The 16,106-nt window shown below is 50.9% G+C and carries 14 protein-coding genes and 1 pseudogene; 13 read left to right on the top strand and 2 right to left on the bottom strand.

Translation table 11 applies throughout. The features are described from left to right. The first annotated feature begins 96 nt into the window (after window positions 1–96). The 10 genes from ACI5FR_RS02875 (at window position 97) to ACI5FR_RS02830 (ending at window position 11,378) form a co-directional block, all read left to right on the top strand. Window positions 97–711 carry a TetR/AcrR family transcriptional regulator gene (locus ACI5FR_RS02875; protein ID WP_405450049.1) on the top strand — a complete coding sequence of 205 codons (615 nt, stop codon included), beginning with the start codon at window positions 97–99 and terminating at the stop codon, window positions 709–711. Window positions 712–1,206: 495 nt separating this feature from the next. After that, the gene (locus tag ACI5FR_RS02870) at window positions 1,207–3,924 is read left to right on the top strand and encodes a metallophosphoesterase (protein WP_405450047.1); all 2,718 of its coding nucleotides are present in this window, start codon (window positions 1,207–1,209) and stop codon (window positions 3,922–3,924) included. 121 nt (window positions 3,925–4,045) lie between these two features. Then, window positions 4,046–4,462 (top strand): Rrf2 family transcriptional regulator, encoded by a 417-nt coding sequence (locus ACI5FR_RS02865; protein WP_405450045.1) that lies wholly within the window; start codon window positions 4,046–4,048, stop codon window positions 4,460–4,462. 100 nt (window positions 4,463–4,562) lie between these two features. Further along, entirely contained in the window at window positions 4,563–5,435 is an 873-nt protein-coding gene (locus ACI5FR_RS02860; RefSeq protein WP_405450042.1) for an SDR family oxidoreductase, read from the top strand. A 133-nt stretch (window positions 5,436–5,568) separates the two neighbouring features. Next, window positions 5,569–6,090, top strand: coding sequence for a TetR/AcrR family transcriptional regulator (locus tag ACI5FR_RS02855; protein ID WP_405450039.1), 522 nt, complete (start codon window positions 5,569–5,571; stop codon window positions 6,088–6,090). Between the two features lie 135 nt (window positions 6,091–6,225). Then, a complete protein-coding gene (locus tag ACI5FR_RS02850; protein ID WP_405450036.1) occupies window positions 6,226–7,203 on the top strand; it encodes an NAD-dependent epimerase/dehydratase family protein in 978 nt (325 codons plus the stop codon). A gap of 263 nt (window positions 7,204–7,466) precedes the next feature. Beyond that, a complete protein-coding gene (hppD, locus tag ACI5FR_RS02845) occupies window positions 7,467–8,582 on the top strand; it encodes a 4-hydroxyphenylpyruvate dioxygenase (protein WP_405450034.1) in 1,116 nt (371 codons plus the stop codon). A gap of 40 nt (window positions 8,583–8,622) precedes the next feature. After that, a complete protein-coding gene (locus ACI5FR_RS02840) occupies window positions 8,623–9,252 on the top strand; it encodes a flavin reductase family protein (protein WP_405450031.1) in 630 nt (209 codons plus the stop codon). Window positions 9,253–9,257: 5 nt separating this feature from the next. Next, on the top strand, window positions 9,258–10,190 hold the full coding sequence (locus tag ACI5FR_RS02835; protein WP_405450029.1) for a fumarylacetoacetate hydrolase family protein: 933 nt from the start codon (window positions 9,258–9,260) through the stop codon (window positions 10,188–10,190). A 36-nt stretch (window positions 10,191–10,226) separates the two neighbouring features. Further along, a complete protein-coding gene (locus tag ACI5FR_RS02830; RefSeq protein ID WP_405450026.1) occupies window positions 10,227–11,378 on the top strand; it encodes a homogentisate 1,2-dioxygenase in 1,152 nt (383 codons plus the stop codon). 41 nt (window positions 11,379–11,419) lie between these two features. Here the strand turns inward: ACI5FR_RS02830 and ACI5FR_RS02825 are convergent, their stop codons facing one another. Further along, window positions 11,420–12,319: an SDR family oxidoreductase gene (locus ACI5FR_RS02825; protein ID WP_405450024.1), complete on the bottom strand. Its 900-nt coding sequence runs from the start codon at window positions 12,317–12,319 to the stop codon at window positions 11,420–11,422. Window positions 12,320–12,449: 130 nt separating this feature from the next. Continuing rightward, the gene (locus ACI5FR_RS02820) at window positions 12,450–14,483 is read right to left on the bottom strand and encodes a choice-of-anchor J domain-containing protein (protein WP_405450022.1); all 2,034 of its coding nucleotides are present in this window, start codon (window positions 14,481–14,483) and stop codon (window positions 12,450–12,452) included. A gap of 304 nt (window positions 14,484–14,787) precedes the next feature. Here ACI5FR_RS02820 and ACI5FR_RS02815 point away from each other — a divergent pair, with 304 nt between their 5' ends. From ACI5FR_RS02815 to ACI5FR_RS02805, 3 genes and pseudogenes are all read left to right on the top strand, one after another. Beyond that, window positions 14,788–15,156, top strand: coding sequence for a VOC family protein (locus ACI5FR_RS02815; protein ID WP_405450019.1), 369 nt, complete (start codon window positions 14,788–14,790; stop codon window positions 15,154–15,156). Between the two features lie 49 nt (window positions 15,157–15,205). Beyond that, window positions 15,206–15,341: pseudogene (locus tag ACI5FR_RS02810) on the top strand (cell wall hydrolase); the annotation flags it as partial. A 121-nt stretch (window positions 15,342–15,462) separates the two neighbouring features. Further along, on the top strand, window positions 15,463–15,981 hold the full coding sequence (locus ACI5FR_RS02805; protein ID WP_405450016.1) for a DUF3231 family protein: 519 nt from the start codon (window positions 15,463–15,465) through the stop codon (window positions 15,979–15,981). Window positions 15,982–16,106: the final 125 nt, after the last annotated feature.

Below are 16,106 nucleotides of genomic sequence, written 5' to 3'. Positions count from 1 at the left end.
GCGGCTGCGGCTTTCGCTTCGCTCAAGCGGCTCGCACCTGTTATAATTGGAATATGAACCATACGGATGGTGGATTGGATAGCAGGAGGGTTGCAAGTGTCGACGGAAGTGATCCGAAGAAATACGAGGAAAAAGGAAATTCTCGTTCAGGCCGCGGAAACGTTGTTTCTCCAAAAGGGGATCCGCCAAGTGACGGTGGAGGAAATCGTACGCCTGGCGAACGTCAGCAAAGCGACATTTTATAAATACTTTACGGATAAGAAGGACATTCTCGATCAAGTCATGAGAAAAAGCGCCGATGCTGTCCTTGAGAAACTCCAATCCTTACTGGAGAAAGGAAAACAGGGGCGGATGACGAAAGAGGATTTTCTGAAAATCGTAGATATGAACGAATACGACCAGCTTTTCCAGTCCGGGTTGTTAATGGAGATGATCGAGGACTATCCGGAATATGTGGAGGATTTTCGAGTCAGCTACACGGACCAGATTATGCCGATTTTCTATGATTTGATCCGAATGGCCAAAATCGACGGGATCGTACGCATGGATGTGGATACGGACGTGCTGATGATTTTCACTCAAGCGCTCCGCAAGCCTAACATTCATGAGGATTCTCCGGTATTGCAGCGGATGAGCTTCAAAGAGTTCAATATGAAATATATGGACCTGTACCTGTATGGGGTGATGGGGAGCGACAAGCGGGACACGTAAAATTCTGGATTGTCCGACTCCGGATTGGTTACTGAGCTTGAAGCCGGATATATGCAATGGGAGCTAGCGATTCGCAGAGGACTAGTTCCTAGTATAAACGAATATAGGATGTCATATCAGACCCAGTACCGCGCCGGTACTGGGTTTGTTTTTTGTGCATGGAGTCTTTTTTGTCTTAATTGACAGATTCAAAGACTTTGTAAAAAAACTTGCTGCTTATTACCGCTGCCATTTACTAAACATTTACAACCTGTGAGGAATAAGTTGGATGTTTTTGGGACCACGGAAATGAATTGCACTCTTGAACGCGGTTTTATTCCGTCGAATTCTGAAGGATTATCGTGTCGGATTTAAGTTTTATTAACGTTGTATTTTACAGTTCTCTAACAGTTCGCTGATACAGTTACGAAGGAAAGGAGGGAAGGACGTTAATCGGTACACCCGTTATTCGTTTGGCACGCAAGTATCCCATTTCCCTGAAAGGCAGGTAGAGAGATGAAGAGAATCCGCACCAAACTTACTGTGGCCTTATTATCCTCCAGCTTATTGGCATCGAATTTTGCAGGCTATACCCAGACATACGCCGCCGATCCCGTTCAACCTGCAGCGATCAGCTTGTCTGTGAAAGATCAGGAAATGCTCGTGGGCTCCCGTTTGATCAAGGGAATAACGAACAACGCTGCCGACCAGTCCACGCTGGCGATTGACGGAGTTCCGGTCCCTGGGGATCAATTCGTCGACATCCAGCCGGAGCTGCTAATGGATATTAATGGCTTCGACTCCGGATTCAAAAACGGAATCTTGATCGGAGACCAGATCGTCAAGGTGATCGACGCCAAAATCGTCAACTACGAGACGGTCCGGGTGCCGATCCCGACCTCGATGCTGCAGACGGGCGCCAACACAATCTCCCTGCACTCCGGCAACAACCTAGCTCCGACCGGGACGGCGGGCAACAACGACGATTTCTCGGTTCAGAACGTCCGACTCGTGTTGGGCAACGGAACCGTTCTGCCTGTCGAAGGCGTTCAGGTGAAAACGGGAAGCGGGTCGACGATCACATTAAATCCTACGAGCCGTGTGTCGCTCGGCGACGGGCTGCCTCCGAATGACCAGACGGCCAAGCAAAGTGCGGATTTCACTTTTACCGTCCCGCAAAAGAATTTCACCGCCAAGCAATATATGTGGGATACGACAAAAACTACCGAAGGTATGCATTCGATTGTGTTGAAAGCCCAAGGACCGGACGGGGAAAAACAGGCGACCGCCAACGTGCTTGTGGATAATGCGGCGCCGGTCTTCGAGTCCATCTCCCCGGTTGAAGGAAAAACATACAAAGGCAATATCGACTTCCAGGTAAAAGCAGTGGATGCGACTTCGGGCATCGACACGGTGGAAGCGAAGCTGGATGGTAAGCCGATTCAGCTGCCGAGCACGATTGCCGGTGTTGAATTGACGCCGGGTGCCCATACATTCGAAGTGAGCGCGACCGATAAAGCCGGCAATAAGCAAAACGCCGCCGTCTCCTTCAGCGTAGTGGAGGAGCACCCTTATAGGCCGGTGAACCCGACTCCGGCTGACAGTGAAGACGAGGCTTCGCAAAATCCGAAGCTGAGCGTGCTCGTCAGCGACCCTACCAACGATCCGCTCGATGTAACCTTTTTGCAGGGGTACCGGACGGACTTGAAGGATAAAGTCGCGAACAAAGCGTTCGTGAATTCGACCGACCGAGAGCCTCCATTGGAGATGATACCAGCCGGTGAGAAGGAATTCTCTCCGGACGCGTATACCGCTGTGGAGGCCAAGGATGGGAAGTATCTCACGACGGATTCCAAAGAAAAATTCCCTTACCACCGGTTCGACTTGAAGCTGGAGCAGGATCTGGCGGGTGTCCAAGAGGTGGAGGTCGTCTGGGAAGGACACTCACTGCCGGATCGCCAAGTGACCCTGTACACCTGGAACTTCAACACGAACAAGTGGGTGGCCGGCGCAGCGGGAACGGGAGACAAGGACTTCACCTTGAAATCCAAAGTGAACGTGCAAGACATGGTGAAGGACAATCTCGTCCATGTACTCATTCAGGATATGATTCCTTCCCCTGACCAGTATGATTTCACATTCGCTTGGATCACGGACACCCAATATTATTCGGAATCCTATCCCCACATCTACGACACGATGAATCAGTATATCGTGGAGAACCGGGACAAGCTGAAGATCGATTATACGATTCATACCGGCGACATCGTGGACGACTGGAATCAGCCGCAGCAGTGGGCCAATGCGAACAAAAGCATGAAAATTCTGGATGATGCCAAGATGCCGTACGGCGTCGTGGCGGGCAACCATGACGTCAACTTCGAGAAAGCCGACTATGCGGAATATTACAAGTATTTCGGCCGCGATCGCTTCATCAGTCAACCTACCTACGGTGGCGATCTGGAAAACAACCGCGATCATTACGATCTTGTTTCATCCAAGGGCAATGACTTCATCATCCTGTACTTAGGCTGGTCCATCGATCAGCAAACGATCGATTGGGCTAACGACGTGCTGAAGAGGTATCCCGACCGGAATGCGATTGTAGCGACCCATGAGTATATTTCGCCGAGCGGTCAATATTCGGGTCAAGGCCGTGCCATTTGGGACAATATCGTCGCAGGCAATCAGAACGTGTTTATGGTCCTGTGCGGTCATCACCATGGGGTCGCCTATAATGTGAAGCACGCCACGGACGGACGTACCGTCATTGAACTGCTTCACGACTATCAGGCCGGTCCCGAAGGCGGACAAGGGTACCTGCGCCTGCTTCACTTCGACACCGAGAACAAGCAGCTGATCGTCAACACCTATTCGCCCTACATGAAGGATTACAATTTCTTCGAGGACAACAAAGACGAATTCACCCTTCCATTGAATCTGAAACCGGTGGAGAAGCAGGTGGCCACCGACTATATTGCCGTTAATGTATATGGGAAAGAAGTCATCGGCCAAGATGCCGGAGTGAAAAGCGGCACTGTGGCTAAAACCCATTGGCAGGGACTCGGCAAAGGCGGAACGCACTTCTGGTACGTCCGGTTGGCGGATCAGTATGGCGGCCGTCAAAGGTCGGACATATGGAGCTTCACAACCAAAGCTTCGCAAGGGCTTGAGCCGCCCAAAGGGGATCCGGAGCTGATTCCTCACGGCGCTCCTCCACAATCCGGCATGTAAGCGATAAACGATTCGGGGCGGCAACGAACCGCCCCGTCGTTTTTGCCTATTTTGGCTGCTTGGACGTATCTTGACATAGTGCGTTGACGTAACTATAATGGTTACAACGGTGGTGATGCACTTGAAGCAATTAAGCACACGTTTTTCGATCGCGGTTCATACCCTGTCCCTAATCGCCGTTAGTCCGAACGGATGTACGGGGGATTTCATAGCGGGCAGCGTGAATACGAATCCTGTAGTCATCCGGCGAATTATTGGCATGCTTAAAAAGGCAGGGCTAGTAAACGTACGGCCGGGAGTCGGAGGGGCTTCTCTACGCAAAGCACCTGAGGACATCACTCTGCTGGATGTATATCGGGCTGTTCATGTTACCGAAGAGAACCAATTGTTTCGTATGCACGAAGATCCGAATGAGCTCTGCCCGGTCGGGAGGAACATTGAGTCGGTGCTGCAATCCGAGCTCACGGAGGCTCAATCCGCGATGGAACAAAGGTTGGCTCGAACGACTTTAAGCCAACTCACCGCAAAGTTCGTCTGAATAAAAGCTCCTCATGCGAGCTTTTATTTTATAAAGTTGTTGTAACTAATATAGTTATAACGATGACACATACAACTATACTTTTTGGAGGTAAGAAGAGATGAAATTGCTAGTCACAGGCGCGACAGGGAAATTGGGAACGAAAATCGTGGAGGCGCTCTTGAAATCTGTGCCGGCGAACGAACTGGCGGTAAGCGTCCGGAATCCGGAAAAAGCGGAAGCCTTCCGCTCTCGCGGAGTCGATGTTCGACTAGGGGATTTCGACCGTCCGGAAACACTAGATACGGCCTTTGCCGGAATTGATCGCTTGTTGATCATTTCAACGGATGGAGATAATGAAACCAGAGTTCGACAACATTCGAACGCGGTAGCGGCTGCCGAGCGTGCCGGCGTTCGATTTATCGCTTATACGAGCTTGGCCAACGCACGTGAGAGCAAGCTGTTCCTGGCGCCGGTCCACAAGGCTACGGAAGAAGCCATCGTTAAGACGGGCATTCCTTACTCTTTTCTTCGCAACAACTGGTATTTGGAGAATGAAATATCCAGCATTCAAGCCGTGTTGGCAGGAGCTCCATGGGTGACATCAGCGGGATCCGGTAAAGTAGGCTGGGCCTTGCAGCAAGATTACGCGGAGGCGGCCGCAGCCGTACTGGCGGGGAACGGACACGACAATACGATCTACGAGCTGTCGGGTAGCTTGTTGACGCAAGAAGAACTCGCGTCGGCGATTGGGGCGGTATTAGGCAAGGAAGTACCCGTACAACAAGTCGACGACGCAGCATACTCGGATATCATGAAAGGCGCAGGTGTCCCGGACTATATCCTTCCATTCCTTGTAGAAATTCAGAAAGGGATTCGGGAGGGCACATTGGAGATCGAAAGCAACGATTTCGAGAAGCTGCTCGGTCGTCCGGCTACCTCAGTTCGTGATGCCATTACTCCACTCGTGAACGGAATCTCGCAATCCAAATAAACAACTGAAAATCGACTTTCCTTAGGGGAGGTCGTTTTTTTGTGGCTACAGAACTTGCAGTGTCGGAGGATCTTTGTATATACTTTAATCAATGATTGATGAATCACTAAACAGTATGGGAGGCGGTGTTGGAATGGCAAAATCCGAGACGGCGACGGTTAACCGCAAGTCGGACATTATATCGGCGGCGATCGAGGTGTTCGCGGAGGTCGGGTACTACCGAGCCACGACCGCACAAGTCGCAGAACGGGCTCAGATCTCACAGCCTTATATTTTTCGTTTCTTCGCGACTAAGGAAGCTTTGCTGCTCGCGTCATTGGAAGTATCTTGGACGCGTGTGATCGATTCGTTTCGCAAGGTCGTGGAGTCCGCTTCGCCGGAACATCTGGAGAACGGTCTGATTGATGCCTACGAAGATATTCTCGATGAGCACAAAAATGAAATATTGCTTCAAATGCAAGCACAGACGATCCGCGAGCAGTCGATCCAGGAAGCGATGCGGCATGGATTCGGGGAAGTTCGAGGAATGGTTCTGGATGCATTCCTTGCAGCCGCTATTCCGAATGCCGGGGAACGAACGATGCTGTTCCTGGCTAGGGGGATGCTGTGCAACATTTCAGTAGCGCTGGAAATGCCGGAATTAAAAGAAAAATAGAGAGGAGAGTTATGCATTTTCTGATCTGTAATTGATCAATCAATAAAATTGTTATTGACTAATCACTATCAGGGTGTTACATTGTTTTTAAGTTAGTAATTGATCAATAACAAGATGAATGCAGAGGTGATTCTTATGGAAAAAGCAGTAGTTGTAGGAGCGACTGGAGGTACGGGTGCTTCCATCGTGGAAGAGCTGGTCGGACGAGGGATTCGGACAGTAGCCTTCGGGAGAAGCCGCCAAAAGCTCGTAGAGCTTAGCGCGAAGTTGGGAGATCCGGAGTATTTGACGATTGCGGTCGGGGACGCGTTCCGTCCTGATAACCTCATCTCCGCTTCGGAGGGCGCCGATGTCATGTTCCATTGCGCGAATGTGCCGTATCACGAAATGGAGCGTAAGCTAATCCCGCTTGGCGAATCGGTGATGGAAGCAGCAGATCGGCTGAGCTTGAACGTTGTGGCCGTCGACGGCATCTATCCCTATGGAAGAAGACAGATGGATAAGGTGACCGAAGAGCATCCGAAGCAGCCGCATACGAGGAAGGGCAAGACCCGTCTGGCTTACGAGAACATGCTGTTCGACCGACGCTGGAGCCGAGCCCGAGTCATGATCGTCCGGTTGCCTGATTATTACGGGCCCACGGCGAATGAGGCTTCCTATTTGGGCTCAACGCTCGAATCGATTGCAGCCGGCAAGATGGCTTTTTTCATAGGCAATATGACAGTCCCACGGGAATACGTCTACTTGCCCGATGCTGCCTATATGATCGCGGAGCTCGCCGACAGGGACGATGCGTACGGGCAGAACTGGCATATTCCTGGAGCAGGTGTGATCTCGGGCAAGGAAATCGTACGAATCGCTCGGGAGGCTAGCCATACGTCCAAGCCTGTCATTCCACTAGGACGAGTAGGACTGTCCTTGCTCGGCATGGCTGTTCCAGTTATGAAGGAAGTGGTGGAGATGCTCTATCTAACCGAAGAGCCGCTGGTCTTGAGCGGGAACAAGTATGAGAGCATGATAGGACCGATGAGGGCAACGTCATTCGAAGAGGGAATTAAGGAAACGGTACGAGCGGTAAGGAGAAAAATGGTGCACTTTAACGGGTCAAAGTAATTGATCGATCACTAGTTAATACCATTAATAATTCACAGCCCATTTTAAAAATGTGCATACACCCAGATTCCGGACTTTTCGAACTACTAAGCGGTAAACTCATTAGGCGTTTTACCTAGTTTTCCAGGTAAATAGCCCACTCGCTTTATAGACGCTTCACCGCACCAACGCTTATTTGCGCCGCTGTAAGTATTTGCCAATCCCTCATTTTCCGTTCTATACTTCGGGTGAATTCACTATTCATCGGAGGGGATCTGTAGGGCATGAAAGCGTTAAATGACATCGGAATAAAGCCGGAAGATGATTTTTTTCCCGTTAAGGAAGTGGATTACATCGAGTTTTATGTCGGGAACGCCAAGCAGACGACCCATTTCCTAAGTAAAGGCTTCGGCTTCAAGCCGATTGCTTATTCCGGCCTCGAGACGGGACAGAAACAGCAAGTGTCCTATGTCCTCGAGCAAAATAAAACCCGGTTCGTGATCACGGGTTCCCTTCATGACAATAGTCCGATCGCGGAATTCGTCAAAAAACACGGCGACGGGGTCAAAGATATTGCGCTCAGCGTAACGAACGTACCCGATGCATACCGTGAAGCGATCTCGCGCGGTGGAATCCCCATCCAAGAGCCGCACACTCTTACCGACGAGCATGGAACCCTCGTGAAGGCCGTCATCGGCACTTACGGCGACACCGTTCATACCCTGATCGACCGTCAGTCGTACAACGGGTTGTTCGCTCCTTCTTTTAAAGCCGTCGAATTCCATGTTCCTCACCGGACGAGCGGTTTGATCGGCATCGATCATGTAGTCGGGAACGTGCAACGAATGGAGGAGTGGGTGTCCTACTATGAGCAGGTGATGGGCTTCAAGCAAATGATTCATTTTGATGACGAGGATATCTCAACCGAATATTCAGCGCTCATGTCCAAAGTCATGCACAATGGCGGCCGTATCAAATTCCCGATCAATGAGCCCGCGAACGGCAAGCGCAAATCGCAAATCCAGGAATACCTCGATTATTACAATGGGCCAGGCGTTCAGCATATAGCTATATTAACGAATGATATTGTGCACACGGTTACGGCGCTGCAAGAGAATGGGATCGATTTTCTGAGCACTCCGGATTCGTATTATGAAATGCTGCCGGACCGGGTTGGGGCCATTGACGAAGACTTGGAGCAGCTTCGAAAACTGAGAATCCTTGTGGACCGCGACGACGAAGGGTATTTGCTGCAAATTTTCACGAAACCGATTGTGGATCGGCCTACATTGTTCTTCGAGATCATTCAGCGTAAAGGGGCCATGGGATTCGGGGAAGGCAACTTCAAAGCGCTGTTCGAATCGATCGAACGGGAGCAGGCTCGCCGCGGGAATTTATAGTCGGTGGCCGACAAGGCCGGATAGGATGGGAGGAGCTCACATGAATTTCGAACCGCAATCGCTGCCCTGGCAAGAGGCATATAAGGTACTGATCGGCTCCGTGCTGCCGCGTCCGATTGCTTTCGTCTCCACAGTCGACGCGAACGGGATTGCCAACGTGGCCCCGTTCAGCTTTTTTACCGCCATATGCCCCAAACCGATGCTGATCTGTTTCGCTCCCATGCTAAGAGGAACAGACGGGGCTCGCAAGGATACGCTGGAGAACATCATTGAGACCCGACAGTTCGTCGTTAACGTGGTGGGGGAGTCCATCGTCGATCAGATGAACGCGTGTTCCGCCGAGTATCCGCCGGAAGTGGATGAATTTGATCAGGTCGGGCTCACGAAAGGGGCAAGTTCCTTGGTGAAGCCTCCCCGTGTGATGGAAAGCCAAGTTCAATTGGAATGCGAGTTAGAGCAAGTGCTTCCGTTCGGCGAAGGCCCCGGGTCGGGGAGTCTTGTAATTGGCCGGGTGGTTATGATCCATGTCCGGGATGAGCTGTATCAGAATGGTCGAATCGACACCGCTCAGCTTCTGCCGGTCGGCCGCATGGCTGGAAACATGTACACCCGCTCTTTTTCGGATACTTTCATGCTGGAGCGTCCTATCACTCCGAATCCAAAGGGGTAGCTTCTATGAAATTGGTTACGTTCCTGAATGCACAAGGCCATGCAAGAGCCGGATGGATCGCTGACGACCGATGGGTCGTGGACATGCAAGCCGCAAGCGGGGGCACTTTGCCCTCCAGCATGCTGGACTTTATTGCATTGGGGCAAGCCGGAATTCGGGAAGCGGAGCGCACTCAACCCGAAAGCGTTACCTTGACGCCATCTTCTGCCGTTTACGGACTTGAACAAGTAAGCTTACTGGCGCCTCTACCGAACCCGCCCAGTATCCGGGATTTCTACGCCTTCGAGCAGCATGTGAAGCATGCCAGAGCCCGTCGAGGATTGGCTATGGTCCCCGAGTGGTATGAGATTCCCGCCTTTTACTTCACCAATCATCGCGCGGTGCATGGTCCCGAGCAGCAGATCGCGCGTCCGGCCAGAACCCGGAAGCTGGACTACGAGCTGGAGATCGCTTGCGTCATCGGCCGAGAAGGCCGGAATATCCAAGCCGCTGAAGCGGAGGAATGGATTTACGGCTATTGCATTATGAACGATTGGAGCGCGCGCGACATTCAAGCGGAAGAAGCCAAGATTGGGTTGGGCCCGGCGAAGGGGAAAGATTTCGCTACTTCCCTTGGGCCCTATCTTGTGACCAAGGATGAGCTCGAGCCATATCGGACCAAGGACGGCTCCCGATACGATCTGGAAATGCAGGCTTATGTCAACGGCACCAGGTTATCATACGGCAATGCCAAAGACATGTACTATACATTCGCCCAGATGATTGAACGCGCATCCGAGGAGGTCACGCTGTATCCGGGAGACATACTAGGCTCCGGAACCGTCGGTACGGGCTGTATTCTGGAGCTGGGAGAAGTGACTCACCGCTGGCTTGAGCCTGGAGATACCGTGGAATTGTGCATTACAGGGCTCGGGGTTCTGCGCAATTTCATCCGCTAACGGGAACTTTAGTATTCTAGGGGAGGTATGCAGCCGATGCCCTACATGAAGCAGGGGACAATCCCCGCTAAAAGACACACCGCGTTCTATAAACCTGACGGATCGCTTTTCCGGGAGCAGGTGATGGGGACGAAAGGCTTCTCCGGTATTCAATCCATTTTGTATCACTGCCATCCCCCGACTGCCGTTCTTCGATCTACGCTCCATGGCAGCTATAAGCCCACGTATGAGCAACAAGGGGGGCTCCGGCATCGACATTTCCGCACAAGCTTGCTTCATCCGGAAGGGGATCCAGTCACTGGCCGCCGTTATCTACTGGGCAATGACGATGTCAGGATCGGCACGGTTCATCCAAATGGAGAGATGGATTACTTTTACCGGAACGGAGAGGGGGATGAGCTGTTATTCGTGCATTACGGTTCCGGGATTGTGGAGACAATGTTCGGCACGCTGGAATATCGCCAAGGGGACTACATCGTGATTCCGATCGGGACGATCCATCGGATCGTTTGCCAGCAGCCAAGCAAATTTCTATTCATCGAGACGACTAGCTGGATTACGACTCCGAAGAGATACCGCAACGAACACGGACAATTGTTGGAGCACAGTCCCTTTTGTGAAAGAGATATGCGTCTGCCAGACCTGCCGGAACCCCGCTCTGAGTATGGCGAGTTCGAGGTGCGTACCAAAGCGCACGGCATGCTTCATTCCATCGTGATGGATCATCATCCGCTCGATGTCGTAGGGTGGGATGGGCATCTGTACCCTTGGATTCTCAATATCGGAGACTTCGAGCCGATCACCGGTCGTATTCATATGCCTCCGCCTATCCATCAAACCTTTGAAGGCAACAATTTCGTCATATGCTCGTTCGTCCCTAGAATGTATGATTACCATCCGCAGTCCATTCCCGCTCCATATTTTCACAGCAATGTAGACAGCGATGAAGTGCTCTATTATGCGGATGGCTCCTTTATGAGCCGTAAAGGGATCGAGGCAGGATCGATCACGCTGCATCCGGCCGGCATTCCGCACGGTCCCCACCCAGGGAAAATCGAGCAAAGCATCGGCAAGAAAGACACCCGGGAGTTGGCCGTGATGATCGATACTTTCCGTCCCCTCCATGTAGTGGAATCGATCAAATCAATAGAAGACGAAGCCTATATGGGAAGCTGGGTTGAAAAATGAACGGAAAGCAAAAAAGGGGGACGGTTGAACACCGTTCTCCTTTAAGTTTCCGTCATGATGCCTCCGTTCACGTGAAGCACCTGTCCCGTCACAAAAGACGAGTCATCGGAAGCCAAGTAAATGTAAGTCGGTGCAAGCTCGAACGGTTGCCCGGCACGTTTCATCGGCGTTTCCAACCCGAACGTTTTGACGTATTCGGCCGAATAGCTCGACACGATGAGGGGGGTCCAGATAGGGCCTGGTGCGACGGCATTAACTCGAATTCCCTTATCCACTAATTGCAGAGACAACGAACGGGTAAAGGACACGATCGCACCCTTCGTGGATGAATAATCGACGAGTAAACGGGCGCCGGCATAGGCGGTTACGGACGCCGTTGAGATAATGGTGCTGCCTCTCTTGAGATGAGGAAGTGCGGCGTTAGTCATATAGAACATGGGAAAAATGTTCGTTCGATACGTATCCTCAAGCTGTTTGTTCGTAATCCCTTGAATGCTCTCTTGAGGAAATTGTACGCCCTGATTCAGGATGAGCGTATCTAATCTACTATAGGCTTCGAGCGTTCTTCTTACCGCTTCCACAGAAAATGCCGGTTGTCGCAAGTCGCCTTCAATCAGCAAACAGCGGCCTCCATAACGTTCCACCATTTTTTTGGTCGCCTCGGCGTCTTCACGCTCGTACAAATAGACGATAGCCAGATCGGCTCCTTCTTTAGCGAAGCCGATTGCAACGGCACGTCCTATCCCGCTGTCCCCGCCGGTAATGATGGCGACTTTCCCTTTGAGCTTGCCGTTTCCTTTGTACTCGGGATTGTCGGATATCGGGATAGGGTTCATTACATACTCTAAGCCAGGCTGAACTTGCTGATGCTGAGGCGGAAATGTGAGGGGTACTTGCTTGCATTGCGTTTCATATCCGTAATAGGGGTACATCGGTATCATTGCGTAGTCCTCCATGAATCGAATCACTAAAAGCAGGATATTCGCCCAGTTCCCGAATGGTACCGAGTAAACATAAAATAGCGCACCTTAACGATTACCGTTAAAGTGCGCCATTCCTGGAACACGGGTATTATTTCGTTTTGTTGGTTTTCATTTCTACGTTGTAATCATACGTAACACTGCCGTTTTTGCCGACAGGGGCCGCATATGTGGTCATCATGACGATTCGCTCGTAAGAAGAGTTGTGCAGCATGTCGCGCAGGTCAGCGAGATCTTGTTCCGACATGTTAATCAGATTCGGGAAACGAATGACTTTCAGATGCTGATCGTTCCCCTGCGCTTGACCCTTCTTGTAACCGATGAATTGAACTTGGTAGTTCACGTATTCCCGGGTCGCCTGTTCCAGGCTCATAAATCCGTTTGTGGACGACATCGGGTCGATCATAACCCCGTTCAGCTTCAAATTCGACAAATACCATCCGGATTCATTGTACCCCCAGTCCGTCATATACCGGAAGGCTAGCAGCACTTTTTGTCCGGAATAGCGGCTTAAATCGAACGATTCCGTAACCCAGCCATTCGAGTTGCCGGTGAAGCCGGGCAAGTTCTCCTTGATCTTCGGAAATCCGTTTTCGACAAGGTCACTGCGAGTATGGCCATTGGATAGGGAGGTCCAGGTTTTCCCCTCGTCCGTGGATACTTGAACCGCTCCGAAATCCCATTGTTCTTCGATATTGTACTTGGTGTCAAAGGACAGCGTCGCTCCGGCAACGTTCGTCAGATCGAGGGCTTTGATCAAGAAGTTATCGGCCTGGTCGCCTTGATTGCCCCACAGGACGGTGCCCCGTTCCGGATCCTGTACGGTTGTCCATTTCGTTCTAAGGAAATCCAGCCCTTTGAAGTACAAGTGTTCGATTTTTTTATCCGGAACAATCACTTTATAATCCGTTCCCCATGCCGGAGCTAGGTTGTCAGGCAAGAGGGAGCTTTCGACGTTCGGAGCCAGGTCGATGTTAGCAAACTGGTATGCACTTCCGTTGCCCTCGTATTTGCCGTCGAGCATAATAGCGGTCATATAATCGGCGTACACTTGTTCGAAGGACTTATTCGAGCCGATTCTCGCCAGGGCGTCGTTAACGCTTTCAATTCCGTGCTTTTGACTGCTGAACTCTTCTCGGATGAAAGCTTCACCGAATTGTTCATACAAGTACAGTTGAAATAAATAAGCGTTGCCGTAATCGCCAAGGATTTGCAGGTCGGTCTGATCACCCCACATCGTTAACGAGTTGCGGAGGTGATCCAAGAAGAAATTCACGTGCGACTCGGAGTGGCCGTAGCCGACCAGGAATTGGGCGAAGTCGGACAACCCTTCGTTAATGAAATTTTCTTCCGCCGAATCCGTGTCGCGGTGCAGCAAGTGTTGAAACTCGTGCGCGAATGTGCCTTCGTATTGATAAGGCCTTTTGGCGTTCGGACCTGTCCGGTTCAGCCAATCCAAGCAATCGACAGTGATGATGTTGCGGTCTGCAAAATCGCTGATGGTGGGGGAGAAGTAACCGGCGATGTAGCTCGGATAGTTCGGATTGTAGTAGCTCGTATCTTTAATATTATCGATCAGAATGACCGTCCGGCCGCTGTCGTCCTTGTACCATCCATTGTAGCCGTCCTCGCCTTTGCGCTCTTGGGGAGCTCCGAAGAATTCAACTTCTTTCTCATACATTCGGGTATCGAATTCTCCAAGCATATAACGTACTTGTTCATCGGTGATGGACACCATGGCGTTTCGCGGATCGCCGGAAGGGTAGCTCAGGTTCTTGGCGACCCAGACTTCTCCGTATGTCCCGACGGCACGCAAGGTGAAATCGGTTAAGGCGTACTGTCCCGTCGTATCGTTGTGCGTCAGCCATTTTTTCACAATCCCGACTTCCGATGGGGTTACACGATTGAGTCCTGCTGCGGAGGAGCTGCTCCCAGTTTCACTGCCTGATAGATCCAGGCGGTCCTCGGCCAACACATCGGCGAGCGATTCGGCACGCAGTTTCGATCCGATGTCCTGCACGGACGGATTCGCATTGTAGCTCTGCGTTTGCGCCAAGACGTAAGAAGGGGTCAGGATACTTCCGGCCAATAAGAGGGATGACAGGATACCGAATGCTTTTTTCATTTCAACATCTTCCTCCTTCAAATGGTCTGAGCGCTGCATGGGATGTTGAAAAAGGGCTTGTCCCATGTGTTTATATTAAATATCAGGTTTGCCGTTCTTGGTAAGTGCTTCTAATCCCGGTAACAAAGTCCCGGCGGTTCCGTCATTCGACATGGAGTACCTATAAAGGTTGCGGTTAGAGATATTGAACGAGGCTTGCGAAAAAATAGTTGCAATAGCATCCTATATCGGGTATCCTGCAATTAGTTGCAATAGCATCCTATTTGAGCTCATACACCATATCTAATCGGGGAGGATATCCAGGATGATCGCGAATCCATTTATCGTAGTGGAGAACTGCAAAGACGAAATCCAATACTATCAAAGCATTTTTGGCGGTGAAATTGCGATTCTGCGCAAGCAAGGGGAAGAAGTGCTTAACGCGGACCTGCATGTTGAGGGGGCAACCTTTAAGTTTGCCGATACTCATGCGTCGAAGCCGGTATTAAAAGGCGATTATGTCAGAGTGTTCGTGAAAATCGAGACGGAGGAGGCGTTCCGAAGGATCTATGGAGAACTTGCGGCCGGAGGGACGGTGAATCGGGAAGTATACGAAGCTCCGTTTAACGGACTGCTGGCCGTCGTTACCGACCGGAACGGCGTATGCTGGGTGGTGTCCTATTATCGATCTTAAGGCGCGCGAGGCTCCCCCTGAGAATGGGCAACTGTAACACTTTGAACCGATGGCCGTCGTAAAAGCCAGGCAGCAGGATATTGACATGTTGGTTGCTTCGCGCCGAAGCTGAGGGTGAAGGCGAAATGGGGATGCTCCTTGTCGGAAATGTGGGCATTAACCGAATAAGAGCGAATTGCTCCGACGATTGGAGTTCTTGTTTCAGCGGGCGATTTATTTTTGATCAAGGAACGGAATAAGGCATTATCGAAACAGTTAAACTAACTTGGTTCGTTCAAAAAAAAAATTAAAGGAGATGTCTGGGTTATGGGTATTTTAAGTGGAAACACTAAAGACGAACCGTTACATTACGGGGAGATTTTTAATGTGTGGCAATTCTCGATGAAAGCGAAGGGGAGCCTTTCAGCATATCGTGCGTACAAGTATCACGCGGGTGACGGAGAGCTCAAAAAAACCTTAGTTGCACTAATTGATCAAGCCGAGCTTGAAGCAAGCGAATGTGACGCGATCTTATTATCCAATGGAGTTGCACCTATTCCTGCATTGCCTGAAAGACCGGAAGCCAAAATGGAGGATATTCCAATTGGGGCAAGATTCACAGATCCCGAGATCGCGGCAATGATTGCTGCTGATACATCCGTGGGCATGGTGGCGTGCAGTCAGGTAATGGGAACTAGTATTCGTGAAGACATTGGGATGTTGTTCGGAAAGTATCATACAACAAAAGCTGCTATTGGGCTCAAAATACTCAAGCTAAGCAAGGAAAAAGGTTGGCTTATCCCTCCTCCGCTTCAAATTCAACGGCCGGAGCTGGTTGAAGCCTAAATGTGACATGTCGAAGAGCCGGGTACAATAGCCGGCTCTTTTTTCGCCAACGCGCGGGCTACGGAGTCCAGCGGGAAATCAAAAAAGAACCTGGAAAGCATGATCAGGTTCTTTTTTATATTGCG

The sequence above is a fragment of the Paenibacillus sp. HJGM_3 genome (genome assembly GCF_045062745.1).
Classification (GTDB): Bacteria; Bacillota; Bacilli; order Paenibacillales; family NBRC-103111; genus Paenibacillus_AA.
This window is presented reverse-complemented; position numbering and strand designations above follow the sequence as displayed.